Here is a 23,328-nt window from a genome sequence, read left to right as displayed (position 1 = left end):
GTGGCTCCGCCGTCCGCTCCCGCTCCGGAGTGGGATCGGCGATGATGGATCCGGTGTGACGGGTCGTGGGGACGGTCGTCCGGGGCGGCCCGTGCCGGACGAGCACGCGGAGGCCCGATGGAGCACGGTATCGACCGCAACCTCGCCACGTCCGCGGACCGGGCGGACTATCTGGTCGAGCTCTCGAACATCGTCCGCCGCACGGACTTCGGCGGGCCCGCGCCCCGGTCGCTGCACCGGCTGGGCCTGGTGGTGGACGCGCTGGTGCGGCTCACCGGGGACCGGGACGTCGCCGTCTACTGCGTCGCGGACCGCAGCCTGCTGGGCGGGCGGCGGGAGTTCACCGAGCCCGGGGACGCGCCGACCTTGGCCCGCTGGGTCGCCGAGGGGCTGGTCGAGGAGGTGCCGGACGCCGACGAACGGGTGCTGGAGATCGCCGGCATGACCGGGATCCAGGTCGTCACCGGCGACTACTACGACGACCACCGGATCGAGCACCCGTGGATCCAGGGCAACACCTGGCAGTTCCTGCGGCCGGAGCCGGTCGGGCGGGGCGTGGTCCGGCTGGCGCCGCTGGACATGGGGCACCGGACCGGCGCGGAGATCTCCAAGAAGATGGAGCTCTCCGCGCTCAAGAAGCAGGGGCTGCTGACCGCCGCCCGCAAACCGCTGGTCGAGGTGGTCGGGCGGGCCTGGCGCTGCCCGGACGCGCGGTGCAGCCTCTACAGCGTGCACCGCGGCGGGCGGGTGATGCTGCCGCGGATGCGCGGCGGCGTCCCGACCTGCGAACTGCACGGCACCCCGCTGCTGGACGACGGGGCCCGGCCGGGGGCCGCCCAGGTGAAGCTGGTCCTGGACGGGGAGTGCGTGGGCCGGTACACCCTCGACGAGGGCGCGCGCACCGAGGTCGGCCGCGCCCCCGGGACGGCGGACGGCATCGGACTCGCCGGACTGCTGCCCGCCGAGCGCGCCGCCCGGGTCAGCCGCCGGCACCTGCTGCTCGCGGTGCGCGGCGGCGCCGTGGTGGTGCGGGACACCAGCACGTACGGCAGCCGGATCCGGGTGGCCGGGCGGCGCGGTCACCTCGGCCCGTGGGAGCCGTTCGCCGCGGCGGGGGCCGACCGGCCGTTCCGGCCGGGCGACGAGGTCGAACTCACCCCCGGCCTGGTGCTGACCCGCAGCGGGCGCCGGTTCCCGGCCGAACTGGCGGGCGCCTGGCGGGCGGAGGGGGCCCGCACCCCGCTGCCGCCGGGCGCGGCGGAGCCCACCCGCTCCCTCTGAGGCGGCACCCCCGGCCCCGTCGTCAGACGCTGCGGTCCGTCAGGACCTCGCGGACGACATGGCGGGCGTTGGCGGCCAGCGGGGGGTTGGTGGTCCGGTAGTAGGGCAGCTGGACGAGGGCGATGGACAGCGCCCAGGCGCGGCCGCGTTCCCAGGTGGCGTCGTCGACCGCCAGGGCGGCGCGGAAGGCCGGGCGGGCCGCCGCGGGGAGCACGTTCCAGGCGGCGATCAGGTCGACCGTCGGGTCGCCCGCCCCGAGCAGGCCGAAGTCCAGGACGGCGCGGAGGCGTTGCCCGCCGACCAGGAGGTTCCCGGCGGTGAGGTCGCCGTGCACCCAGCCGGCCGGTCCGGTGGGCTCGGGCAGCCGCAGCGCCTTGTCCCAGAGCGCGGTGGCCGCCCCGGTGTCGATCACGCCGCGCAGCCGTCCGACCGCCGCGCGGGTGGCGGCGTCGCGGCCGGCCAGCGGTCCGCCGCGGGAGGCCCGCGGGGCGTCCGGCTCCGGTTCGACGGCGCGCAGGGCGCCGAGGAACCCGGACAGGTCCCGGGCGAGTTGCCCGGGGTCGGCGAGCACCCCGGGGGCCGGGTTCACGCCGTCCAGCCAGCGTTGCACCGACCACTCCCACGGGTAGGCGGCGGTCGGCCGGCCGTGGGCGACCGGCACCGGTACCGGCACCGGGAGGTGCGGCGCGAGGCGGGGCAGCCAGTACTGCTCGCGCGCGATGTTCCCGGCGGCCCACGCGGCCCGGGGCAGTCGTACGGCGAGGTCGGCGCCGAGCCGGAACATCGCGTTGTCCGTGGCGGTGATGCCGACCGGGGTCAGCGGCAGGCCCGTCCACTGCGGGAACTGGGCCGCGATCAGCCGTCTCACCAAGCCGGTGTCGATGACGGGTTCTTCGTCGTGCAGACGGTCGTGCAGGAAGTCGTCGTCGTGCATGCGGTCGGGCGTCCGGGCGGCTGCGCACATGCCCGGCACTGTACGCCGGGACGGGCCCCGCGATCAGGCGGATTTCGAACACCAGGGTGAGAACATGAGGATTTCACAGGGGCGTTGGGTTTCGCGGGGGGCGCTCGGGGACGCGGCGGCGCTGCCGGGAGCCGCCGGTCCGGACCGGTCGGAACGGTCGCGGGGCGGGGGCCGGGGGCGCGCCCGCGTGGGCGCGCGCCGTCCGGCCGGGGCCGCCGACGCGCCACGCCCGGGGTGGTGGGGGCGGGGCGGGGCGTCGGTGGCGGCTGTCAGAATGCGGGGGTACGGACAGCAACTCTGAAGAAGGTGACCGGCTTCGTGACCACGCCAGTCGAACAGGCGGCCCAGCAGGCCCAGCAGGCGATCGGGCGGAAGATCGCCGAGGAACTGGGCGTCCGCGAGGGGCAGGTGAAGGCGGCGGTCGAGCTGCTGGACGGCGGCGCGACGGTGCCGTTCGTGGCCCGTTATCGCAAGGAGGCCACCGACTCGCTGGACGACGCGCAGCTGCGCACCCTGGAGGAGCGGCTGCGCTACCTGCGGGAGCTGGAGGAGCGCCGCGCCGCGGTCCTGGAGTCGGTCGACGCGCAGGGCAAGCTGGACGACGAGCTGCGGGCGCGGATCCTCGCCGCGGACTCCAAGGCGCGACTGGAGGACATCTACCTCCCGTTCAAGCCGAAGCGGCGCACCAAGGCCCAGATCGCCCGCGAGGCCGGTCTGGAGCCGCTGGCGGACACCCTGCTCGCCGACCCGACGCAGGACCCCGCGGCACTCGCCGCGGGGTACCTCAACGAGTCGGTCGCGGACGGCGCCGCCGCGCTGGAGGGCGCCCGGGCGATCCTGGTCGAGCGGTTCGGCGAGGACGCCGACCTGGTCGGCTCGCTGCGCGAGCGGATGTGGACCAGGGGCCGACTGGTCGCCACCGTCCGCGAGGGCAAGGAGCAGGAGGGCGCGAAGTTCGCCGACTACTTCGACTTCGCCGAGCCGTACGCCAAGCTCCCCTCGCACCGGATCCTGGCGATGCTGCGCGGCGAGAAGGAGGAGGTGCTGGACCTCGACCTGTCCCCGTACGACGGCGACGAGGGCGGCGACCTGCCCGGCGCGAGCGACTACGAGCAGCGGATCGCCGCCCGCTTCGGCATCGCCGACCACGGCCGCCCGGCCGACAAGTGGCTCGGTGACACCGTCCGCTGGGCCTGGCGCACCCGGGTGCTGGTCCGGCTCGGCATCGACCTGCGCGGCCGGCTGCGCGCCGAGGCCGAGGACGAGGCGGTCCGGGTGTTCGCCGCGAACCTGCGGGACCTGCTGCTGGCCGCCCCGGCCGGCACCCGCGCCACCATGGGCCTGGACCCGGGCTTCCGGACCGGCGTCAAGGTCGCCGTGGTGGACGCCACCGGCAAGGTGCTCGGCCACGACACGATCTACCCGCACCAGCCGGCGAACAAGTGGGACGCCGCGCTGGCGACGCTGGCCGCGCTGGCGAAGAAGCACGGCGTGGACCTGGTCGCGATCGGCAACGGCACCGCCTCCCGGGAGACGGACAAGCTCGCCGAGGACCTCCTCAAGCGGCACCCGGAGCTGGGTGTGACCAAGGCGATGGTCAGCGAGGCCGGCGCCTCGGTGTACTCGGCCTCCGCGTTCGCCTCGCAGGAGCTGCCGGACCTCGACGTGTCGATCCGCGGCGCGGTGTCGATCGCCCGCCGGCTCCAGGACCCGCTGGCCGAGCTGGTCAAGATCGACCCCAAGTCGATCGGCGTCGGCCAGTACCAGCACGACCTGAGCGAGGTGAAGCTCTCGCGCTCGCTGGACGCGGTGGTCGAGGACTGCGTCAACGCGGTCGGTGTGGACGTCAACACCGCCTCCGCGCCGCTGCTGACCAGGGTCTCCGGCATCACCGGCACGCTCGCGGACAACATCGTCGCGCACCGGGACGCCAACGGTCCGTTCCGCACCCGCAAGGAGCTCAAGAACGTCGCCCGGCTCGGCCCGAAGGCCTTCGAGCAGTGCGCGGGCTTCCTGCGGATCCCGGACGGCGACGACCCGCTGGACGCCTCCGGCGTGCACCCGGAGGCGTACCCGGTGGTGCGCCGGATCCTGGCCGCGACCGGCGGGGAGCTGCGCGAGCTGATCGGCAACGGCGCGCGGCTGCGCGCGCTGCGGCCGGGCGACTTCGCCGACGGCACCTTCGGGGTCCCGACCGTCACCGACATCCTGGGCGAGCTGGACAAGCCGGGTCGCGACCCGCGCCCGGCGTTCCGCACCGCCACCTTCAAGGAGGGCGTCGACAAGATCGGCGACCTGGAGGTCGGCATGGTGCTGGAGGGCGTGGTGACCAATGTGGCCGCGTTCGGCGCCTTCGTCGACGTGGGTGTGCACCAGGACGGCCTGGTGCACGTCTCGGCGCTGTCGAAGAACTTCGTCAAGGACCCGCGCGAGGTGGTCAAGCCCGGCGACATCGTGACCGTCCGGGTCACCACGGTGGACGTGCCGCGCAAGCGGATCGGGCTCACCCTGCGGCTGGACGACGAGGTCGGTCGCGGCGGCGAGGGCGGTCGTGGCGAGGGCGGGCGCGGTGGCGACCGGCAGGCACGTCCGCCGCGCCAGGAGCGGCGCGGCGGCCAGAGCGGCCAGAGCGGCCAGGGCGGTCAGGGCGGCGGCCAGGGCGGCCGGGGCCAGGGCGGCGGCGGTCAGGACCGCCGGGACCGGGGCGGCTCGGGCGGTTCCGGCGGACCGGGGTCGCTGGGCAACAGCGCCATGGCGGACGCGCTGCGCCGGGCCGGGCTGGCCGGCGGGGGCGGTTCGGACGACCGCCGCTCCGGGCGGCGCTGACACCCGGGGTACCGACACACGGCGTGGCGGCCGGTGGACGCGTGTCCACCGGCCGCCACGGCCGTACCGGGGTCAGACCAGCAGCTTGTCCTTGGCCCGCTGGTACTCCTCCTCGGTGATGGACCCGTCGGCCTTGAGCGCGGCGAGTTTCGCCAGGTCGTCGACGTGGCTGCGGCCCGTGCCCGCCTCTCCGGTGCCGCCCTCGCCGGGGGTGCCGGCCGCGTCCCGGATGTACGCCTTGAACGCGGCGTCGGCCTTCTGGGCCTGGGCGACATCGCGTTCCCCCATGCTCTTGCCGCGCACGATCACGTACACCAGCACGCCGATCAGTGGCAGCAGGATCACCAGGATCATCCAGCCGGCCTTGGCCCAGCCGCCCATGTCGTGGCTGCGGAAGATGTCCGTGATGATCTTGAACAGCAGGAAGAACCAGAGGATCCAGAGGAACAGCTCCAGCATCGTCCAGAAGATGTTGAGCAGCGGGTAGTTGTCCATGACGGCTCCCGTCGGTGCGGGCCCGAGGGGGACCCGAGTCCCTTCGAGTCATATCACCGCGAATCGGGCGCCATGCTGCCGTACTGGGCCATTCCGGTGACCCTTCGGACCCGGTCCGGTGGCCTTCCGGCCTGGCTCAGCGCGGTCGCGACCGCAGCTCCACGGCCAGCGCGATCAGCTCGCCCCACCAGGCCTCGTGGCCGTCCAGCAGCAGCCGCCGGGCCTCGTCCGGCTCCACCGCCCGCACCTCGACGACCTGCTCGCCGTCGTCCGGGTTGGTCGGGACCGAGTCCACCGCCACGTCGGCCCAGCCCCAGAGCCAGGCCTTCTCCGGGTGCGGCTGCCACGGCCGGTAGGGCACCGGGTCGTCGGTCACGCAGCGGTGCGCGCCCAGCCAGACCGGGTCGCCGAGCAGCCGGGCGCCGGCCTCCTCGCGCAGCTCGCGGACCAGGCAGGAGTCCACGGACTCGTTGTGCTCGCGGGTGCCGCCGGGGAGGAACCAGTGGTTCCGGTCGTCGCGGCAGAGCACCACCCGGTCGCCGTCGGTGAACCCCACCAGGTGGATGTTGGTGACCAGCTCGTCCGGCGGCAGGACGGTCGAGAACTGCGCGTCGTAGCGGCCCCAGGTCCAGTACTGCGGGGCGTGCAGGGCGGGGAAGAGCGCGGCCAGCTCGGCGGCCCGGGACGCGTCACCGGGCCGGGGCGGTCTGGGGATCAACGGCGCCCCGGTCGCCCCGGCCGTATCGGTGACAGCGGCCACATCGGCGGCAGCGGTGGCAGCGGCCGTCCCGGCCGCATCGGTGGCATGGCTGGCATCGGTGGTATCGGTCATTCGGTGATCGTAGTCCCGGCCGGACGCAGCAGGGGGGTGGTCTGGTGAGCCAGGGTCAGCTCCGCGGCGTCGATCGCCCGGGGCCGGCGCGGGACCTTCGCCTCCACCGGCTGCCGCACCCAACTGCCGAGCGAGATCTCGGCGGTGATGCCCGGACCGAAGCCCGCGATCAACCCCTGGGTGCCGTCCTCGACCCCGCCCTCCTCGAACATCCGGGCCAGCGCGTCGAAGACCACGGCGCTGGCGATGTTGCCGCGCTCGGTGAGGGTGGCACGGGAGAACCGGAACGCGGCCGGCTCCAGGTTGAGGAAGGTGCAGAGGTCGTCGAGGATCCGCGGGCCGCCCGCGTGCACGATGTAGAAGCCGAGGCCGGAGACGTCCCAGGCGTGGTCGGTGGCCAGGGCCCGCAGGGCGGGGGCGAGCATCTCCATGGTGCCGGGCACGCGCTTGTCGAGCTGGAAGTGGAAGCCGGTGTCCTTGACCCCGTAGGAGATCCAGTGCTCGGTGTCCGGGACGAGGTGCGAGCCGTTCCGCTCCAGGTGGACGCCGGTGCCGCCGTGGCCGCGCAGGACGACGGCGGCGATCGCGTCGCCGAACAGCCCGTTGGAGAGCAGCGAGCCGACGCCGAGGTCGGTGGGCTGGTAGCAGAGCGAGCAGAACTCGCAGGCGACGATGAGCACATTGGCGCCCGGGTAGGCACGGCAGAAGTCGTGCGCCCGGTTGACGGCGGCGCCGCCGGCCGCGCAGCCGAGCTGGGCGATCGGCAGCTGGCGGGTGTCGGAGCGGAACCCCATGCTGTTGATCAGCCAGGCGGTGAGCGAGGGCATCATGAAGCCGGTGCAGGACACGTAGAGGATGAGGTCGATGTCCTGGGCCGTGAGGTCGGCGTGGTCGAGGGCGCGCTCGACCACCTCCGGGACGCGGCGTTTGGCCTCCCGCTCGTAGACGGCGTTGCGCGCGGTGAAACCGGGGTGCCGGAGGGTCTCCTCGATGGGCTGGACCAGGTGCCTGGTCCGCACCCCGGTGTTCTCGATCAGCCGCAGGGCGAGCCCGAGTTGCGGATGGTCGGCGTGCAGGGTGCGCGCCAGGTCGAGGGTCTGGTCGAGCGTGATGACGTGCTCGGGGACGGCGACGGCGGGGCGGCAGAGTGTGGGCATGGCGGGATCTCCGATGGGCAGGTGGCCTGGGGGCAGGGCCTGTTGGCAGGCTCCTGCGGACAGGTGGCCTGCGGCTGGGGGCGGTCGTCACCAGGCGACGGGCAGGGTCCGCGGGTAGCGCCAGATCGAGCCGGTCCGCCAGTCCAGTGCCTCCGGCGGCACGGCGAGCCGGAGCCCCGGGAACCGGTTCAGCAGGGTGCCGACGGCCACCTGGAGCTCCATCCGGGCCAGATGGGAGCCGAGGCAGTGGTGGGTGCCGTAGCCGAAGGTCATGTGGGTGGGCGCGCCCCGGTCGAGGTCGAGCTCGTCGGGCCGCTCGTACACCGCCGGGTCGCGGTTGGCGGCCAGGTAGGAGACGTGCACCGGCTCGCCGGCCCGGATCAGCACGCCGCCGAGCTCGACGTCCTCGGTGGCGACCCGGGCGATGCCCACGCCCTGGCGGAACGGGATGAAGCGGAGCAGCTCCTCCAGGGCGCGCGGCAGCATCTCGGGCTGGGCGCGCAGCTTGGCGAGCTGCTCGGGGTGGGTGAGCAGGGTGTAGGTGATGTTGGACAGCTCGTAGGTGCTGGTGTCGTGGCCGGTGACCAGCAGGACCATGGCCATCACGGCGAGTTCGTCGTCGTCCAGCAGCTCGGCGCCGTCGCGGGCGGTGGCGAGGGCGCTGATGAGGTCCTCGCCGGGGTCGCGGCGGCGGGCGGCGGTGAGCTCGGCGAAGTAGGCGCGCAGCGCGGTCTTGGCGTTGACCTGGCCGGCGCCGCTGTTCGGCCCCATCGCCATCATCGCGACGGCGTGGCCGCGGAGTTCGGTGCGGTCCTCGGTGGGGATGTCGAGCAGTTCGCAGATGGTGGTGAGCGGGAGCCGGGCGGAGAGGTGGGAGACGAGGTCCGCGGGGGCGCCGTGCTCGGTCATCTCGTCGAGGTAGCCGTCGACGACGCGCTGGGTGTGCGCGCGCATCCGCTCGACCTGGCGGTTGGTGAACCCCTGGGCGACGAGGCGGCGCAGCCGGTTGTGGGCCGGCGGGTCCATCAGGTTGATGGACTCGACCTGGGCGATCGGGGCGGGCGTCATCCGGGGCAGGTCCCGGCCGATGCCCGCGGCGCGGCTGAACCGGCGGTCGGTGGTGACCACGCGGACGTCCTCGTAGCGGGTGGCCAGCCAGGCCTCGCCCTCGCCGTGCGGCAGGCGGATTCTGGCGATCGGCTCCTCGGTGAGCAGTCGCTTGAGGAGGGGGTCGAACTCCAGGCCGTCGGTGTGGTTGAAGGGGCAGTCCCACACGGATGCGGAGGAGGGAGTCACGGGCTGATCCAGGGGCCGGTTTCTGCCGCCCGACCGGGATCGTTCGGGCGCGGACGTGCTGATGTTCCCCCATCCGGCGGCGAAAATGGCGTCATGGGCGATCTTTCCCTCGATCGAGGGAGATAGACGATTGTCATGCGATATGGGCGAGTTGGGGATGCGCGGAACGGCCTCCGCCCGGTGGGGGAGACGCCTTGATGCCGCCGTCGCGCTCCTGGGCATCGCCGGTACGACCAACAGCCTTGTCGGTCTCGCCCGGTCCGATCACCCCCGGGGCAACGCGCGTCCGCGGCGGAGGTCTCCGGCGAGGACGACGAATGCGGCGGTGCGACGACGTCGACCCGTCCGGGAACGAGATCGGCGGGGCGGCGAGCGCGCGGCGCCGGGCGTTCTGGCGGCCGGATGCGGAGGTTCGGATCGATCTCTGATCCGGGGTCGGGGGCGGGGCGGGGGCGCGGAGTCCGGGCCGCGCGCGGCGGTGTTGTCAGCCCGCCGGGCGCGGCCCGACGCCGTGGAGCACGGTGTCCACGATCCGGGCCGCCAGGGCGTCCGGGTCGAGGGCGGTGGCCGTTCCGGCGGTGGTCGTTCCGGCGGTGATCGTTCCTGTGGCGGCCGCTCCGACGGTGGCCGGAGTGCAGGGGTGGGTCGGTTCCCCGTGCAGGACCTCGCCGATGAGCGCGTAGTAGACCCGTCGCACCCACTCCAGGTCGGCGTCCGCGGCGATCACCCCCTGCTCCTGGATCCGGCCGAGCAGTTCGACGCAGCGGCGGGCGATCTCCTCGTGGATCCGGGCGGCCGGCTCGCTCCCGGCGGCCGCCGGTCCGAGGGCGAAGCCCCAGGCGGCCTTCACCCGCAGCACATTGGCCGTCGCCCGGTGCAGTGCGACCAGCGGCGGCGCGGTCTCCGGGTGCCCGTCCTCGATCGCCTCGGCGAGCTTGGCCGCGGCCTCCACCGCCAGCGCGTCGATCAGGGCCTGCCGGTTGGCGAAGCGGCGGTGGACGGTGGTGCGGGTGACGCCGGCGGCCTCCGCGATCTGCTCCACGGTCGCGCCCGGGTGCTCGGCCAGGACGCGTTCGGCCGCCGCGAGGATCGCGCGGACGCTGCGTTCGGCGTCGGCGCGCAGCGGGCGCCCGGGCGTGCGGTTCATGTGTGTGCCTCCAGCTCTGCCGTACCCGGGAACGGTACAGCGGGGGATCGGCTCGCCCACTAACTGAAACAGAGGTGTCGCAGATCACCGATTATCCGATACTCTCGTGTTGCAGATCGTGTCACAGATCGAGAGACAAGGGAGCACTACCGTGCGCACCGCCACCACCGCTCTGATCACCGGCGCCTCCTCCGGCCTCGGTGCCGAGTTCGCCGCCCAGCTCGCCGCGCGCGGCCACGACCTCGTCCTGGTCGCCCGCTCCGCCGACCGCCTGCACGACCTCGCCAAGCGGCTCGGCGAGGCCCACGGCATCACCGCCCACGTCCTGGTCCAGGACCTCTCCGCCCCCGACGCCGCCCGCCGCGTCGGCGCCGAACTCGCCGACCGGGGCCTCGCCGTCGACCTCCTGGTCAACAACGCCGGCTTCGGTACCTGCGGCCCGTTCGAGACCATCGACGGGCAGCGCGACCACGACCAGCTGATGGTCAACGTGGTCGCCCTCGTCGACCTCACCCACGAGCTGCTGCCCGGCATGCTCGCGCGCGGCCAGGGGTCGGTGATCAACGTGTCCTCGACGGCGAGCTTCCAGCCCACCCCGTACCTCGCCGTCTACGGCGCCTCGAAGACCTTCGTGCTCAACTTCAGCCTCGCGCTGCGCCAGGAGTACCGGCGGCGCGGCATCCGCGTCCTGGCGTTCTGCCCCGGGCCGGTGGAGACCGAGTTCTTCAACGTCATCGGGACCCGGAAGGCCGCCGTCACGGGCAGCTTCGCGACGGTCGGGCCGGTCGTCCGGGCGGCCCTGCGGGCGCTCGACGCCGATCGCGCCTACGTCGTCCCGGGCCTCGCCAACCAGCTCAGCGCCCACCTCACCCCGCGCCGCCCGCGCACCCTGGTCGCCGCGATAGCCGAACGCCTCTCGCGCGGCGTCCGCGACGCCATGGCGGGCGGAAGCCGCAACCCGAGCGGTGAGCGGGTGGCCTGAACGGGTGATCTTCCTCCCTCGATCGGGTGCACGGCCGTTGCCCGGGTGCGCGGAGGGGAATCGACGCGGCGTCGGACGTTCCGACACCGCTGAGCCCGAGGAACCACCATGCGCCTTCGCAACTCCCTGGTCGCCGCCGCCGGGGCCCTGCTGATCACCCTTGCCGTACCGACCTCCGCCCAGGCCGCCACCGGCGACTTCCTCTACAAGGTCGGCCCCGGCGTCCCGGCCGGGCTCGCCGACCCCAGGAGCCGCGAGTGCATCAACCTGTTCGGAGCCACCGAGGACCACCCGGCCTTCGCGCCGGAGAACTTCACCACGTCCACGGCCACGGTCTTCCTCGACTTCAACTGCGACGGCGACACCTACTACGTCATGAACCCGGGCAAGAAGCTCGGCAACCGTCTGAAGCTCCGCTCGGTGATCTTCAGCTGACCGACCCCGCCCCGCCCCTCGGCCTGCCGACCCCGCCAGGCCGAGGGCCGGCCACACGCACGTCGACGCCCACCCCGTCCGACCCTTGGTTGTACGGGCCGCGCCGAACCGGAGTGCCAGGTCACGCGTTCACCGCCGCGTAGGCGGCGCGGTAGAACTCGGCAACGGTGGTGGCGTGTTCCCGGCGCGCGGCAAGGGTCGCGGCGTGGTTCGCGAGTTGATTCGCCTGGTGGTACACCCGGGCGGCGGCCGGATGTCGTTCGATCTCCACGATCGCTGACCAGTGCGCCACGAACGAGCGGAGCGGCTGAACGCTTCCGGTTGCGACGGCCTCGGCCATTGCCTCGTCCTGTCCGTCGAACATTTCCGGAAGGCGGTCTGCGGCAGCCACGGTCAGTGCGGCCCTGAGCGCTGCCGGGTTCTGCTGGGGTCGAGGGATCAGCTCGATGCCCTCGTGGACGGGCCGGCTCATAGCAGCACTGCTCTCTCCTGGAGTGAGGCTATTCGGTATCGGCCGGACCGGGGAGGTGGGCGATGCCGCGGGGGTAATTCGCTTGACCTGGGTAGTCGGGGCGGATGCACTGTGGCTGGGCGCCACGGGAGGTGGTGCGGACGAGCCGGGGAGGCCGCAGTACCGATGGAGATCCGTGCCACGAGCGAGCAGGACCGCGAGAAGTTCATCGCCACCATGCACTCGGCCTTCGGGCTGTTCCCCGGAACCACCACCGAGGACGGCGGCGGGGCCTGGTGGTCGGCGTTCGAGATGGACCGAGGACTGTTCGCCGTGGCGGAGGACGGGCGGCCCGTCGGTACCGCCGCCGCGTACACCTTCGAGCTGACCCTGCCCGGTGGCGCCGTCGTCCCGGTCTCCGGAGTCACCGCCGTCGGCGTGGCGCCCACGCACCGACGCCGGGGCGCACTCACCGCGATGATGCGGCGTCAGCTCGCGGACGTCCGGGAGCGGGGCGAGTTCCTGTCGGTGCTGCTGGCCTCCGAGGCCGTGATCTACCGCCGCTTCGGCTACGGCCCGGCCACGTGGACCAACCGGCTGACCGTGCCGCGCAAGCGGGCCGAGCTCATCGCCCCGAGGGCGGGCGGCGAGGACACCGGCTCGGTCGAGCTGCTGCGGAGCGACGACTGCCAGGAGATCCTGGAGGCCGTCTACGACCGCTACCGCCTCGCCCAGCCCGGGGCGATCTCCCGCCCGCACCGCTGGTGGGCCCTGCGGGGCGGGCAGGCCCCCATCTCCCCGGCACCGCGCTACATCGTGCTGCACCGCGACGCCGACGGCGTCCCGGACGGCTACGCCAGCTACGCGCTCGGCGAGTTCGACCGCGTGAACAAGACGAGCACGCTGACCGTGGACGAGGTCATCGCCCTCGACGACGTGGTGTTCACGACCCTGGCCCGGACGGTGCTCGGCCACGACCTGATCGGCCAGATCGTCTTCAAGCACATCCCCTCCTGGCACCCGCTGCGGTGGCAGCTGGAGGACATCCGCAGCGGCGAGACCAGCGCCGAGGAGGACTGGCTCTGGGTGCGGCTGCTGGACGTGCCGCGCGCCCTGGCCGCCCGCGGCTGGTACGCGGACGGGGAGCTGGTGATCGACGTCGACGACGTCTTCCTGGGCGAACGCAACCGCTGGCTGCTGACCGTCCGGGACGGCAAGGCGGAGTGCGTGGAGACCGAGCGGGAGCCGGACCTGACGCTGGACGTCAGCGACCTCGGCTCGATCTACCTCGGCGGCACCACCCCGAGCACCCTGGTCCGCGCCGGCCGGATCGAGGCCCACCGCCCGGGTGCGGCGGCCGTGGCGGACACCCTCTTCCGCACCGAGCAGCCCCCGCACTGCCTGCACTGGTTCTGACCGGGGGGATCGGGGAGCGCGGGACGTCGGATCCGCCGACCTCCCGCGCTCCGCTCACCCCTGGGCCGTCTCGGCGCGCACCCACTCCAGATATCCGGCGCTGCCCGCCACCACCGGGACCGCGATCACCTCCGGGGTGTCGTAGTCGTGCCGCTCGCCGATGAACCCCACCAGTGCGTCCGCCAGTTCGGCGCGCGTCTTGAAGTCGGTCCGCCACTCCGCCGCGTCCTGGACCTCGCCGTCCCACCAGTACACGGACTGGATCCGGTACACCTGCGCACAGGCGGCCAGTCGCGCCCGCACGACGTCCGCGGCCAGGGTGCGGGCCTTGGCCTCGTCGTCGTGGGTCGTGGTCACCACGAGAAGCTCACTGTCGTTCGTCGCCATGACGGGAGAGCCTAGTCACGGAGCTGCGCGCCGAGGGGGCGGCGGAGCCTCGCGCTCGATAGGCTTCCCGCCCGGGACGTCCCTTCTTCACGACGCGACGAGGGAGTGAACGCGATGCCTCTTGAGGGCGAGTACGAGCCGAGTCCGGCGCAGTGGATCCGCGACCAGGTCGAGCTGTACGAGAGCTCGGGCGGCACACAGGGCACGACGCTCTGGGACACCGGACTGCCGGTCGTCATCGTCACGATGCGCGGCGCGAGGAGCGGCAAGATCCGCAAGATCCCGGTGATGCGGGTGGAGCACGAGGGGCGGTACGCGGCCGTGGCCTCGAAGGGCGGCTTCCCGGAGCACCCGGTCTGGTACTTCAACCTCAAGTCCGACCCGCACGTGGACCTCCAGGACGGGCCCGTGCGGCAGGAGATGACGGCCCGCGAGGTCACCGGGGCCGAGCGGGCCGAGTGGTGGGAGCGCGCGGTCGCCGCGTATCCGGCGTACGCCGAGTACCAGGAGAAGACCGACCGAGTGATCCCCGTCTTCGTGCTGGAGCCGGGGCGCGGGTAGGTCCGGGCTCCAGGGTCACTTCAGGCGGCGCGCTTCGAGGAGGTAGGTGAAGGGGGTGTGCTGCCTGGGCGGCGCCGTGAATCCCGAGGCTGCTTGGGACAGGTTGATGAGTGCCCCCACGAGATCGGGTTGGTGCAGGGTCCAGGCTGCGCCCATGCCGGCGAGGGCGAGCGATGCCAGGGGGCGGCCCCAGGCGCGACGGGCCCGGCGGAGTGCGGCGGCCTGGTCGGCGAGCGATTCCTTGCGATCGTTCAACAGCTGCTTTCGGGCCGCCGGATGGTCGGTCCCTTCGAGCGCCCGGACGAAGACGCGCAGCTCACGCGCGTACCTCTTGTAGTCGTCACCGTACCGGTCCTTGAAGTCGAGAATCTCGTCGAGCGGCACCGGCGAGAGGTCGATGCCGACGTCCTCCAGGTCGCGGTGAACGGCGAAGGCGGTGGCGTGATTCGCTTCAGGGAGGTCGCCCACCAGGTGGAGGCGGTGGTCGAGGACGCGCCGCTGCGCGACAACAGCCAGGGCCATGAGGGCGGCGCTACGGGCAGCGGGAGGCATTTCGACCATGTCCGGCCCTATGTCAGGGCGTCGCCGGGTTACCGCACCGGTCTGCAGGAGATCGTAGACGCGGGAGGCACGCACCCCCGCGGGGCCGAAGTGGTGTGTGGTGAGCGCACTGCCGTAACCGTACTGGCGGATGCGCGCCGCCGTCCTCTGGAACTCATCGCCCTGGCCCTGCTGGGCGTGCTGGGCGTAAGCCAGGACCATGTCCGCGCGCAGCGGGCCGAACGCGCGCGCGGGCGATCGGGTGGATTTGCCGGTGCCGATCCGAACGACAGAGTCCGCGTACGGCGGTAACCTACTCACTTACCCAGCGGGGGATGTGCCCAAGCCGTCCTGAAGTCGCCATTTCTGACACGCACCTGACGAAACGTCAGACCTGTGCGTTCGAGGGAGTTCCTATGTCCCGGAGCCGCAAGCTCCACCGTCTCAGCAATCCCGACGCCAACGAGCGCCGGGCCCAGCGGATGCTGTTCCGGCACCTCCGCGACGACACCAACGCGAACCGGGGCCGGATGGCGCGGCGGGTGCGCGAGCTCCAACTCCTGCTGGAGATGGACCCGATCGAGTTCGAGCGGCTGATAGCCCGGCTGATGGAGTCGATGGGCATGAAGGTCGAGCTGACCGCCCGGTCGAAGGACGGCGGGGTGGACGTGCGCGGCCTCGACAGTGATCCGTTCCGGGGCGGGAACGTGATCGTGCAGGTCAAGCGCTACCGGGACACGGTGACCCCGTCGGTCGTGCGGGACCTCTTCGGCACGCTCCAGCACGACCGGGCGGCCACCAAGGCCGTGCTCGTCACCACCAGCAAGTTCGGGCCCAGTTCGCACCAGTTCGTCTCCGGCAAGCCGATCACGCTGATCAACGGCTCCGAGCTGGTCGGTCTGCTCAAGCACCACGGCTTCCACGAGATGTTCGCGCCCGCCTACGCGAGCGCCGCGGAGGATGCGGCCGGCGGGTCGGGCGGTGACGCGCCCGCGATCGACGTGGCCGCCGAGCCCGCCCGGCTCCTGCTGCACTGGACGGGGGAGGAGGAGTACGACATCGCCGCCCTGGTCTGCGAGGGCAATCGCGCGCTCTCCGACGACCACCTCGTCTTCTACAACAACGCCTCCACGCCGGACGGTTCGGTCCGGCTCGTGACCGGCTACGAGGACGCCAATGCCTGCCTGATGGTGGACTTCGAGGCGCTGCCCGCCGAGGCGGACCGGCTGGTCGTCATCGCCGCCGCCGATACCGAGAACCACCCCGGGGCCACCATGGGCGGGTTCGCCGGACCGGCACTGATCCTTGAGGCGGGCGCCGACCAGGACCCGGCCGTCGTCCACCTCGCGGACGGGGCGGAGACCAACATCGCGATGCGGCTCGGCCGTTTCGACCGCGACGAGGCCGGGGACTGGGACTTCACCCCGGCGCTGGCGGGCTACCCGGGCGGCCTGCGGCAGGCGGTCGTGGCGTACGGGCTGGAGGTCGCGGACGAGGAAGCGGTGGCTGCGGGGCAGTGACCGCGGCCGTCCGCCGCGCGGGAAGTCGACCTTGCCGACTTCCCGCGCGGCGGGCGTCGGAACGATCCTGTGTGACCCGGTCGTTCGAACGGCATGACGGTGGTGGTGGCAGTGGTCATGCTGGCGGCGGCCCTGGCGACCGGGCTGTTCGCCCTGGCGGCGGTGGTGAGCAATCGACGCAACGGCGGGCCGGAGGCCGGATCGGGATCCTCCGGCGGCTTCGGCATGTCGGTGTTCGAGGAACTGCACGCCCTGTTCCACGCGGGCAAGCGCGTCCAGATCGAGCAGCGCCAGGCGCGGCTCGTCCTGCGCGACGACGACCACGCGACCGCCCCGCCCGGCCACGGCATCGACCTGGACGCGGGCACGGCGGTGGTGATCCGCAAGCGGGCGGAGGGGGAGTCGGCCGAGGAACTGCCCGCGTTCCCTCGCTCCGGGACCGCCGGTGGGTAGTCCCGGGCCGGCAGGTCACCAGGCAGCCTCGCGGTAGTCCTTGAGGAAGACCCCCGAGACCGGCGAGCCCGCCTCGCCGCGCACGACCGGGTCGTAGACGCGGGCGGCGCCGTCGACGATGTCGAGCGGGGTGCGGAAGCCGGTGGCGGCGATCCGGGCCTTCCTGGGAGCGGGGTTCTCGTCGGTGATCCAGCCGGTGTCCACCGCGCACATGTGCACGCCCAGGGTGGCGAGTTCCTCCGCGCTGGTGCGGGTGAGCATGTTGAGCGCGGCCTTGGCCATGTTGGTGTGGGGGTGTCCGGCGGTCTTGTTGCGGACGGCGAAGCGGCCCTCCACCGCCGTCACGTTGACGATGTAGCGGCGCGGGTGCGGGGAGGCGAGCAGCAGTGGCAGCAGCCGGTCGCAGAGCAGGGCCGGGGCGAGCGCGTTGACCAGCTGGACCTCCAGGACCTCGGTGGGGTCGAGCGAACCGAGACGTGCGGACCAGGAGTTGGTGTCCGCGAGGTCCGGCAGCAGGCCCGCTTCGTCGGTCCCGAGCGGGATCGGGAGCGTTGACGGTGACGGGCCCAGCGCGGCCGTCGGCCGGAAGCCGGGTGCGTGGGTGACTGTCGCGGCGTCGGCGGCGGGCAGGGCGGACCGCTCGCCGGCGGCCAGCAGGGCGTAGGACTCCGGCGGGCGGCGCAGGGTCTGTGCGGCGTTGTTGACCAGGATGTCCAACGGCCGCCCGTCGGAGCGCAGTTGCTCGGTGAGGCCGAGGACCTGGCGCGGGTCGCGCAGGTCGATGCCGACGACGGTGAGCCGGTCCCACCAGGCGGCGCTGCCCTCGACGGCCCGGAAGCGACGCACGGTGTCCTGCGGGAAGCGGCTGGTGACGAGCAGCTCGGCGCCGTCGCGCAGCATCATCAGGGCCAGCTGGAAGCCGATCTTCACCCGGCCGCCGGTGAGCAGGGCGCGGCGGCCCCGGAGGTCGGTGGAGAGTCCGCGGCGGGCGGTGTTGTCGGCCGCGCAGGGGCGGCAGAGCATGTGGTAGAACGCGTCCACCTCGCGGTACCGCTGCTTGCAGACGTAGCAGCGGCGGCCGCCGCGGAGCTCGCCGAGCGGCGCGGAGCCGACGGGCGCGGGGCCGACATCGGCGGGGTGAACGGGCACAGGGGCGAGCGCGGCGTCCTCACGGCGGTCCGGGGCGCCGGTGGCGGTGGCGGCGAGCAGCTCGGCGTCGGCGGCCAGGATCTCGGCGCGCTCCTCCTGGCGGCGCTGCTTGCGGCTCTCGCGGTGGAAGGAGCTGAGCTGCCGCTCGGCGTGCAGCCGGGTGCGGTCGCCGATCGGCAGTGCGCGCAGGCGGCCGAGGGTGCGGCTGAACGCGGCCAGTTCCTCGGGGGTGATCTCCCCGGTCGTGGTGCCCGTGTCGTCCCGGACTGTCATGTCCGCCCCCTCGTGTGCCTGTTCACCTGCGTCGGAGCCGCGCGCGGGCAGCTCCGGCGATGGGGGGACTGTAGTGGACCGCTGGCGAACGCGCGCTCGAATAACGCCGCGCCGACGGCCCCAGGGGTGGGGCCGCCGGCGCGGTGGGATTGCTCGGCCGGGGTTGCTCAGCCGGTGTACTGGGCGAAGATCTTGGCGAACTCGTACGGCTGCTGCGGGATGTTGGTGCACTTGAAGAGGCCGCCGGTGCAGGCGTTGGCGTCCCGGGTGGCGTCCCAGAAGGCCAGTTCGCCGAGGTGGTGCTGGCGGGCGAAGGCGACCAACTGCTGGGCGTCGGCCTGGTTGTAGATCTGGTGGTCGTCGTTCTCGCCGATCATCGGCGTGACGCCGACCGCCGACCACAGCTGGGCGTCGCTCTTGGCCGGGTACAAGGCCTTGAGCTGGCCGTACAGGGACTGCGCGGCCTGGACGGCGGCGTCGCCGTAGTCCGCGCCGGAGCGGTAGTAGTCCATCGCCATGATGTTGACGATGTCGACGTCCACACCCGCGTCGCGGGCCGAGCGGACGATGGCGACGCCCTCGGTGGTGAGGCCCTCCGGGAGGACGGGCAGGGTGAAGGAGACCTTCAGGCCCGGGTTGGCCTTCTGGAGCTTGGCGAGTGCGGCCGAGCGGCGGTCGTTGGCGGCGGTGTCGGCGATCGCGGCGCCCTCGATGTCGAAGTCCACGTAGCGCAGGTTGTACGCCTTCACGACGGCGTCGTACTCGGCGAACAGCGAGTCGACGGTGGTGCAGGCGGCGGCGAGTTCGGTGCCGCTGGCGCCGCCGAAGGAGAGCTTGACGTCGCCGCCGGCCGCGCGCAGCGCGTCGATCTGGTCCTTGGCCCAGCCGGTGCGCGGGTCGTAGGCGTTGAACCAGCTGGCCTTGCAGCCGACGGCGGTGACGAAGCCCATGGTGAAGGCCTTGAGGTTGCCGGACTTGGCCATCGCGGGCAGCGAGGGGGTGGGCCAGGCGCCCATGTCGATGTACGGGGCCACCGGGAGGGCCACGTTGGGCGCGGGGGTGGTGGGCGGCGTGGTCGTGGGCGGGGTGGTGGTCGGGGGCGTCGTGGTCGGCGGGGTGGTGGTGGGCGGCGGGGTGCTCGGGTTGCCGCCGGGGCCGGACAGGGTGACGTCGTCGGCGAGGTAGGCGCCCTGGCCGTACCAGCCGTGCAGGTAGACGTTGACGCTGGTGGTGGCGGCGCCGGTGGTGAAGGCGGCGGTGAGCTGCTGCCAGCCGCTGCCGCCGGGCGTCCAGACGGCCGGGTCGGTGACCCCGCTGCCGGTCGCGCCGAGGTACACGTACTGGCCCTTGACCCAGGCGCTCAGGGTGTAGGTGGTGTTGGGCTTCACGGCGACGCTCTGGCCGCACTGCGCGGTGTCGGAGCTGCCGACGGCGCCGCTCAGCGCGTAGGAGCCGCCGTGGGCGCCGGAGCCGACCACGCTGCCGGTGCTGCCGGAACAGCTCCACGGGCCGAGCGAGCCGCTCTCGAACCCGGAGTTGGCGAGCAGGTTGCCGTCGGCGGCGCCGGCGTTCCCGGCGACCGTGGCCAGGCCGCCGCCGGCGAGGACGACGGCGGCGGTGAGGCCGAGCAGCTTGGTGCGGACCGCCGGGCGGCGGTGCCGGGCAGGGGTGTCGTGGGGCGCGCGTGGCATGGGGGTGCCTCTCGGGAACGAGGCCTGCCACCGGCCTCGCGCGGTGGGGAGGAGGCGCGGGGGCGGGTGACGGCGGAGGTGGTCCGGGTGGGGGAGGTGCGCGGTGCTGAGGACCAAGCTGGACTAGACCACCTGGGCACGTCAAGAACCTTCGGGGCATCAAAGCAGCCTCCCAGGGGGCCTTACGCGGACGTTAAGGTTCCGGCGGGAGGATGCGTGTGGGCGCGGAGCCGGGCGCGCCCCGTCGGCCGGGAACGGGGAGGGTGCGGTGCTGCTGACACTGACCGGGGGCGCGGGAGCGGGCAAGACGACACTGGCCCGGGCGCTCGTGGCGGCCGCGGCGGAGGGTCCGGTCCGGGTCCTGCACGGGGACGACTACTGGTACGCCGAACCGGGGCGGGGAGTGTGGGCGCCCGACGAGACCGGGACGCCCCGGCTGGACGTCGGCGATCCGCGCTCGATCGACGCCGAGCGGCTGGACGCCGACCTCGGGGCCGCGCTGGCCGCCGCCCCGGTCGTGATCGTCGAGGGCCTCTTCGCCCGTCGGGCGGCCTCGCCGGGCTCCCGCCCCCGACTGGACGTCTTCGTGGACGTGGCGGCGGACCTCCGGCTGGCCCGCAAGGTCGAACGCAAGTGCGTCGTGGGCGACTTCCCGCTCGCGGTGCTGCTGCGGAACTACGTCGAGCACCGGCGGGACGCCCACGAGCGCCACATCGAGCCGCTGCGGGCCGACTGCGGCCTGACCGTCGACGGCACCCTGGCGCCGGAGGTGCTGGCCCGGCGCGTCTGGACGGCCGCCGAGGCGCTCGCGCGGCGCGGCTGAGGCGCGACGGGGCCGGGTTGCGGCGGGGCTGAGGTGCGGCCGGGCTGAGGTGCGGCGGGCCGGGTTGCGGCGCCGCCCGGCCGGGTGACCCCGGCCGGGCGACGGTGGTGCCAGGCGCCATGTGCCTGAACGCCCAGTGCCTTTCGGCTCAGCGGCAGTTGGTGGAGCTGTTGTAGTCGGCGTTGACGAAGCCGTGGGTGTAGGCGGTGTCGAAGAAGTAGCGGCCCGTGAACTTGTCACGGCCGAGGTACTTCGAGTGGTACTGGATGCTGAAGCCGTTGTCGGTCGACATCAGGTTCTGGCTGGCCCGGCCGAAGGTCTTCGGCCCGACGACGCCGTCCGCCTCGGAGGCGCCGAGGTAGCGGGCCTGCCAGGCCTTGGTGGCAGCCTGGGTCTTCGGGCCGAACTGGCAGTCGACGTCGGACTCGGCGAGGTAGCCGTCCAGCCAGAGGACCATCTGCCACAGGCCGGCCGCGCCGCTGCGCGAGTGCTGGGTGGTGGAGATCAGGCCCTCGTCCGCCCAGTCGGTGTGGTAGTCGCCCCAGCTGGTGTTGACGAAGCCGGCCGAGGTGCTGGCATGGGCGCCGGTCGTGCCGGTCGCGAGCGCGGCCACCGCCAGGCCCGCGGCGGCGAAGGCCCGGGCGCTGTTTCGGACGGTCCGCGTGATCGTCTTGCTCATTTCCTGTTCCCCCGTGCGATGTGAGTTGTTCGTGTGCCGGAGCACGCCTGGAGGGTACCGGGTGACGGGAGTTGACGCTGTGTCGTGCATCACGTGACGGTGCGTCGGAGAATCGTGTCGCTTGACCTTGAGTGCACTCCAAGGGGCAGGCTGGTGCCCGTCGATCCGACCGCACGTCGGCGCCACGGGGGCCGGCACCAGTGAGGAGTACGTCATGCGCAACACCACGCTCGGCAGCGAGGGTCCCGAGGTCGGGGTCGTCGGCCTCGGCTGCATGGGGATGACCTGGGCCTACGACGTCCACAACCGGGACGACGAGACCTCGGTCCGGGTGATCCGGCAGGCGCTCGACCTCGGGGTCACGCTGATCGACACCTCCGACATCTACGGCCCCTACAGCAACGAGGAGGTGGTCGGCGCCGCCCTGGCCGGTGCGTACCGGGAGCGGGCGGTGCTCGCCACCAAGGTCGGCCTGGTGCCGGGCACCGGCGAGGAGCGGGTGCTGCGCAACGGCAGGCCCGAGCACATCCGGCGGGCGATCGACGACAGCCTGCGCCGGCTCGGTACCGACCACGTCGACCTGTACCAGCTGCACCGGGTCGACCCGGAGGTGCCGATCGAGGAGTCCTGGGGCGCGCTCGCCGAGGCGGTGGCGGCCGGCAAGGCGCGCCGGATCGGACTGTCCGAGGTGGGCGTCGAGGAGATCGAACGCGCCCGGGCCGTCCACCCGGTGGCGTCGGTGCAGAACGAACTGTCGCTGTGGACCAGGGACTCGCTGGCCGAGGTGCTGCCGTACACCGAGGAGCACGGGATCGCGTTCCTGCCGTTCTCGCCGCTCGGCCGGGGCTTCCTGACCGGCGGCATCGCCTCCTTCGACGAGCTGCCGGCCGACGACTTCCGCCGAGGGCTGCCGCGCTTCCAGCAGGACGCGCTGAAGGCGAACCTGGCGCTGGTGGAGCGGGTGCGGGAGGTCGCCGCGCGGGTCGGCGCGACGCCCGCGCAGGTCGCGCTCGCCTGGGTGGTCGCGCAGGGGCGGTACGTGCTGCCGATCCCGGGCACCAAGACGCCCAAGTACCTGGTGGAGAACGCGGCGGCGGCCGAGCTGGTGCTGTCGCCGGCGGACCTCGCCGAGCTGGACGCGCTGCCCGCGGCGTCGGGCGACCGCTACTGAGGGGGCGGGCGTCGCCGGGCGGGGGTCACCGGGCGGGGCAGGGAGTGGGGATCAGGGAGTGGGCGGGCGCTCCTGGACCCAGATCTGCTTGCGCCCGGTCTCGCCCGGCGCCCGCACCGGCGCGTCGACCGTCCGGTCGAGCCGGAAGCCGAGCCGACGGGCGACCGCGGCGCTGGCGGTGTTCGCCGGGTCGCAGTGGATCTCGACCCGGTGGATCCCGGGCAGGGCGAACGCCGCCCCGGTGAGGGCCCGGGCGGAGGCCGTGGCGATGCCCCGGCCGACGTGCTCGGTGCCGACCCAGTAGCCGATCTCCAGCGCGCCCGGGCCGATCCGGCGGTGCAGGCCGAACGAGCCGATCACCCGGCCGGGCTCGGCGTCCAGGCCGACCAGGTAGATGAAGTCGGTGCCGGCCTCCCAGGCGGCCATGCCGGCCTCGGTCAACTCGGCGGTGCGGGCGAGGGTGGGCGCCTCGGCGGCCCACTCCAGCCAGGGGCGCAGATGGTCCAGATCGGCCCGGACGGCGGCGTTGAGGGCGGGGCTCCGGTCGGGGGAGCGGCGGCTGAGCGTGATCCCCGCGGCCGGCCGCAGCAGTTCGGGCGGCCGGCCGGGGGTGGGTGCGTCGGGAGCGGGGGCGGGTACGTCGGGGGCGGGCGTGGGCGCGTCCGGAGCGGACGCGCCGGGCACGGACGACGGAAAGGGTCCGGACGCGGCCCCGCACGGCGGTGGCATGACGTGATTCATGACAGCGATTATGTCGACGTCCTGTACCTGTCACCACCGCCCGCCGCCGCTTACCAGG

The 23,328-nt window shown here is 73.2% G+C and carries 23 protein-coding genes; 10 read left to right on the top strand and 13 right to left on the bottom strand.

The window, feature by feature from the left end; translation table 11 throughout:
- The first annotated feature begins 117 nt into the window (after window positions 1-117).
- Window positions 118-1,281 carry an FHA domain-containing protein gene (locus tag ACW14Y_RS11955; protein ID WP_380386077.1) on the top strand — a complete coding sequence of 388 codons (1,164 nt, stop codon included), beginning with the start codon at window positions 118-120 and terminating at the stop codon, window positions 1,279-1,281.
- A gap of 22 nt (window positions 1,282-1,303) precedes the next feature.
- Here ACW14Y_RS11955 and ACW14Y_RS11950 read toward each other — a convergent pair whose 3' ends face one another.
- Window positions 1,304-2,245 carry an aminoglycoside phosphotransferase family protein gene (locus tag ACW14Y_RS11950; RefSeq protein ID WP_456986718.1) on the bottom strand — a complete coding sequence of 314 codons (942 nt, stop codon included), beginning with the start codon at window positions 2,243-2,245 and terminating at the stop codon, window positions 1,304-1,306.
- Between the two features lie 318 nt (window positions 2,246-2,563).
- On the opposite strand from ACW14Y_RS11950, the gene ACW14Y_RS11945 reads away from it, so the two are divergent.
- A complete protein-coding gene (locus ACW14Y_RS11945) occupies window positions 2,564-5,071 on the top strand; it encodes a Tex family protein (protein ID WP_456986717.1) in 2,508 nt (835 codons plus the stop codon).
- A 72-nt stretch (window positions 5,072-5,143) separates the two neighbouring features.
- Here ACW14Y_RS11945 and ACW14Y_RS11940 read toward each other — a convergent pair whose 3' ends face one another.
- The 5 genes from ACW14Y_RS11940 to ACW14Y_RS11920 form a co-directional block, all read right to left on the bottom strand.
- Entirely contained in the window at window positions 5,144-5,566 is a 423-nt protein-coding gene (locus ACW14Y_RS11940; RefSeq protein ID WP_030391202.1) for an SHOCT domain-containing protein, read from the bottom strand.
- 136 nt (window positions 5,567-5,702) lie between these two features.
- Window positions 5,703-6,398 carry an NUDIX domain-containing protein gene (locus ACW14Y_RS11935; RefSeq protein ID WP_380302043.1) on the bottom strand — a complete coding sequence of 232 codons (696 nt, stop codon included), beginning with the start codon at window positions 6,396-6,398 and terminating at the stop codon, window positions 5,703-5,705.
- A complete protein-coding gene (locus ACW14Y_RS11930; protein ID WP_380302041.1) occupies window positions 6,395-7,555 on the bottom strand; it encodes a type III polyketide synthase in 1,161 nt (386 codons plus the stop codon). The genes ACW14Y_RS11935 and ACW14Y_RS11930 overlap by 4 nt, the downstream gene beginning before the upstream one ends.
- Window positions 7,556-7,642: 87 nt before the next feature.
- Complete coding sequence (locus tag ACW14Y_RS11925; RefSeq protein WP_380302046.1) at window positions 7,643-8,863, bottom strand: cytochrome P450; 1,221 nt, start codon at window positions 8,861-8,863, stop codon at window positions 7,643-7,645.
- Between the two features lie 472 nt (window positions 8,864-9,335).
- On the bottom strand, window positions 9,336-9,998 hold the full coding sequence (locus ACW14Y_RS11920) for a TetR/AcrR family transcriptional regulator (RefSeq protein WP_456986716.1): 663 nt from the start codon (window positions 9,996-9,998) through the stop codon (window positions 9,336-9,338).
- 151 nt (window positions 9,999-10,149) lie between these two features.
- Between ACW14Y_RS11920 and ACW14Y_RS11915 the strand changes: the two genes are divergently transcribed.
- On the top strand, window positions 10,150-10,980 hold the full coding sequence (locus ACW14Y_RS11915; RefSeq protein ID WP_380437886.1) for an SDR family NAD(P)-dependent oxidoreductase: 831 nt from the start codon (window positions 10,150-10,152) through the stop codon (window positions 10,978-10,980).
- A gap of 108 nt (window positions 10,981-11,088) precedes the next feature.
- A complete protein-coding gene (locus ACW14Y_RS11910; RefSeq protein ID WP_375921615.1) occupies window positions 11,089-11,415 on the top strand; it encodes a hypothetical protein in 327 nt (108 codons plus the stop codon).
- Between the two features lie 121 nt (window positions 11,416-11,536).
- Here the strand turns inward: ACW14Y_RS11910 and ACW14Y_RS11905 are convergent, their stop codons facing one another.
- Window positions 11,537-11,887 carry a DUF6247 family protein gene (locus ACW14Y_RS11905; protein ID WP_456986715.1) on the bottom strand — a complete coding sequence of 117 codons (351 nt, stop codon included), beginning with the start codon at window positions 11,885-11,887 and terminating at the stop codon, window positions 11,537-11,539.
- A gap of 165 nt (window positions 11,888-12,052) precedes the next feature.
- Between ACW14Y_RS11905 and ACW14Y_RS11900 the strand changes: the two genes are divergently transcribed.
- The gene (locus tag ACW14Y_RS11900) at window positions 12,053-13,282 is read left to right on the top strand and encodes a GNAT family N-acetyltransferase (protein WP_380302035.1); all 1,230 of its coding nucleotides are present in this window, start codon (window positions 12,053-12,055) and stop codon (window positions 13,280-13,282) included.
- Between the two features lie 54 nt (window positions 13,283-13,336).
- Here ACW14Y_RS11900 and cutA read toward each other — a convergent pair whose 3' ends face one another.
- Window positions 13,337-13,669 carry a divalent-cation tolerance protein CutA gene (cutA, locus tag ACW14Y_RS11895; RefSeq protein ID WP_456986714.1) on the bottom strand — a complete coding sequence of 111 codons (333 nt, stop codon included), beginning with the start codon at window positions 13,667-13,669 and terminating at the stop codon, window positions 13,337-13,339.
- A gap of 114 nt (window positions 13,670-13,783) precedes the next feature.
- On the opposite strand from cutA, the gene ACW14Y_RS11890 reads away from it, so the two are divergent.
- Complete coding sequence (locus ACW14Y_RS11890) at window positions 13,784-14,230, top strand: nitroreductase family deazaflavin-dependent oxidoreductase (RefSeq protein ID WP_456986713.1); 447 nt, start codon at window positions 13,784-13,786, stop codon at window positions 14,228-14,230.
- A 15-nt stretch (window positions 14,231-14,245) separates the two neighbouring features.
- On the opposite strand, the gene ACW14Y_RS11885 is transcribed toward ACW14Y_RS11890, so the two are convergent.
- The gene (locus ACW14Y_RS11885; protein ID WP_456986712.1) at window positions 14,246-15,091 is read right to left on the bottom strand and encodes a hypothetical protein; all 846 of its coding nucleotides are present in this window, start codon (window positions 15,089-15,091) and stop codon (window positions 14,246-14,248) included.
- A 95-nt stretch (window positions 15,092-15,186) separates the two neighbouring features.
- Between ACW14Y_RS11885 and ACW14Y_RS11880 the strand changes: the two genes are divergently transcribed.
- Both ACW14Y_RS11880 and ACW14Y_RS11875 read left to right on the top strand, forming a co-directional pair.
- The gene (locus tag ACW14Y_RS11880) at window positions 15,187-16,290 is read left to right on the top strand and encodes a restriction endonuclease (protein ID WP_402724628.1); all 1,104 of its coding nucleotides are present in this window, start codon (window positions 15,187-15,189) and stop codon (window positions 16,288-16,290) included.
- Window positions 16,291-16,395: 105 nt separating this feature from the next.
- Window positions 16,396-16,743, top strand: a complete 348-nt coding sequence (locus ACW14Y_RS11875) for a DUF6191 domain-containing protein (protein ID WP_380386103.1) — start codon at window positions 16,396-16,398, stop codon at window positions 16,741-16,743.
- Between the two features lie 15 nt (window positions 16,744-16,758).
- Here ACW14Y_RS11875 and ACW14Y_RS11870 read toward each other — a convergent pair whose 3' ends face one another.
- Window positions 16,759-18,165: an SDR family NAD(P)-dependent oxidoreductase gene (locus ACW14Y_RS11870; RefSeq protein ID WP_456986711.1), complete on the bottom strand. Its 1,407-nt coding sequence runs from the start codon at window positions 18,163-18,165 to the stop codon at window positions 16,759-16,761.
- A 167-nt stretch (window positions 18,166-18,332) separates the two neighbouring features.
- Window positions 18,333-19,856 carry a carbohydrate binding domain-containing protein gene (locus tag ACW14Y_RS11865; protein ID WP_456986710.1) on the bottom strand — a complete coding sequence of 508 codons (1,524 nt, stop codon included), beginning with the start codon at window positions 19,854-19,856 and terminating at the stop codon, window positions 18,333-18,335.
- Between the two features lie 268 nt (window positions 19,857-20,124).
- Between ACW14Y_RS11865 and ACW14Y_RS11860 the strand changes: the two genes are divergently transcribed.
- Window positions 20,125-20,679, top strand: a complete 555-nt coding sequence (locus ACW14Y_RS11860) for a hypothetical protein (protein ID WP_456986709.1) — start codon at window positions 20,125-20,127, stop codon at window positions 20,677-20,679.
- A 148-nt stretch (window positions 20,680-20,827) separates the two neighbouring features.
- Here ACW14Y_RS11860 and ACW14Y_RS11855 read toward each other — a convergent pair whose 3' ends face one another.
- Complete coding sequence (locus tag ACW14Y_RS11855) at window positions 20,828-21,358, bottom strand: peptidoglycan-binding domain-containing protein (RefSeq protein WP_380302018.1); 531 nt, start codon at window positions 21,356-21,358, stop codon at window positions 20,828-20,830.
- Between the two features lie 214 nt (window positions 21,359-21,572).
- On the opposite strand from ACW14Y_RS11855, the gene ACW14Y_RS11850 reads away from it, so the two are divergent.
- Window positions 21,573-22,529, top strand: coding sequence for an aldo/keto reductase (locus tag ACW14Y_RS11850; RefSeq protein WP_380302016.1), 957 nt, complete (start codon window positions 21,573-21,575; stop codon window positions 22,527-22,529).
- Window positions 22,530-22,580: 51 nt separating this feature from the next.
- On the opposite strand, the gene ACW14Y_RS11845 is transcribed toward ACW14Y_RS11850, so the two are convergent.
- On the bottom strand, window positions 22,581-23,270 hold the full coding sequence (locus tag ACW14Y_RS11845; RefSeq protein ID WP_456986708.1) for a GNAT family N-acetyltransferase: 690 nt from the start codon (window positions 23,268-23,270) through the stop codon (window positions 22,581-22,583).
- Window positions 23,271-23,328: the final 58 nt, after the last annotated feature.

The sequence above is a fragment of the Kitasatospora sp. cg17-2 genome, assembly GCF_054031055.1.
Note: the sequence above shows the minus strand (reverse complement) of the source record. Positions and strands in the feature narration are given on the sequence as shown.

What these genes read in the sequence shown, in the direction of transcription:
- ACW14Y_RS11845 (WP_456986708.1), bottom strand. Translation starts at nt 23,270, where the DNA reads ATGAATCACGTCATGCCACCGCCGTGCGGGGCCGCGTCCGGACCCTTT.
- ACW14Y_RS11905 (WP_456986715.1), bottom strand. Translation starts at nt 11,887, where the DNA reads ATGAGCCGGCCCGTCCACGAGGGCATCGAGCTGATCCCTCGACCCCAG.
- ACW14Y_RS11870 (WP_456986711.1), bottom strand. Translation starts at nt 18,165, where the DNA reads ATGACAGTCCGGGACGACACGGGCACCACGACCGGGGAGATCACCCCC.
- cutA (WP_456986714.1), bottom strand. Translation starts at nt 13,669, where the DNA reads ATGGCGACGAACGACAGTGAGCTTCTCGTGGTGACCACGACCCACGAC.
- ACW14Y_RS11865 (WP_456986710.1), bottom strand. Translation starts at nt 19,856, where the DNA reads ATGCCACGCGCGCCCCACGACACCCCTGCCCGGCACCGCCGCCCGGCG.
- ACW14Y_RS11935 (WP_380302043.1), bottom strand. Translation starts at nt 6,398, where the DNA reads ATGACCGATACCACCGATGCCAGCCATGCCACCGATGCGGCCGGGACG.
- ACW14Y_RS11850 (WP_380302016.1), top strand. Translation starts at nt 21,573, where the DNA reads ATGCGCAACACCACGCTCGGCAGCGAGGGTCCCGAGGTCGGGGTCGTC.
- ACW14Y_RS11920 (WP_456986716.1), bottom strand. Translation starts at nt 9,998, where the DNA reads ATGAACCGCACGCCCGGGCGCCCGCTGCGCGCCGACGCCGAACGCAGC.
- ACW14Y_RS11855 (WP_380302018.1), bottom strand. Translation starts at nt 21,358, where the DNA reads ATGAGCAAGACGATCACGCGGACCGTCCGAAACAGCGCCCGGGCCTTC.
- ACW14Y_RS11930 (WP_380302041.1), bottom strand. Translation starts at nt 7,555, where the DNA reads ATGCCCACACTCTGCCGCCCCGCCGTCGCCGTCCCCGAGCACGTCATC.
- ACW14Y_RS11910 (WP_375921615.1), top strand. Translation starts at nt 11,089, where the DNA reads ATGCGCCTTCGCAACTCCCTGGTCGCCGCCGCCGGGGCCCTGCTGATC.
- ACW14Y_RS11950 (WP_456986718.1), bottom strand. Translation starts at nt 2,245, where the DNA reads ATGTGCGCAGCCGCCCGGACGCCCGACCGCATGCACGACGACGACTTC.
- ACW14Y_RS11940 (WP_030391202.1), bottom strand. Translation starts at nt 5,566, where the DNA reads ATGGACAACTACCCGCTGCTCAACATCTTCTGGACGATGCTGGAGCTG.
- ACW14Y_RS11890 (WP_456986713.1), top strand. Translation starts at nt 13,784, where the DNA reads ATGCCTCTTGAGGGCGAGTACGAGCCGAGTCCGGCGCAGTGGATCCGC.
- ACW14Y_RS11880 (WP_402724628.1), top strand. Translation starts at nt 15,187, where the DNA reads ATGTCCCGGAGCCGCAAGCTCCACCGTCTCAGCAATCCCGACGCCAAC.
- ACW14Y_RS11955 (WP_380386077.1), top strand. Translation starts at nt 118, where the DNA reads ATGGAGCACGGTATCGACCGCAACCTCGCCACGTCCGCGGACCGGGCG.
- ACW14Y_RS11900 (WP_380302035.1), top strand. Translation starts at nt 12,053, where the DNA reads ATGGAGATCCGTGCCACGAGCGAGCAGGACCGCGAGAAGTTCATCGCC.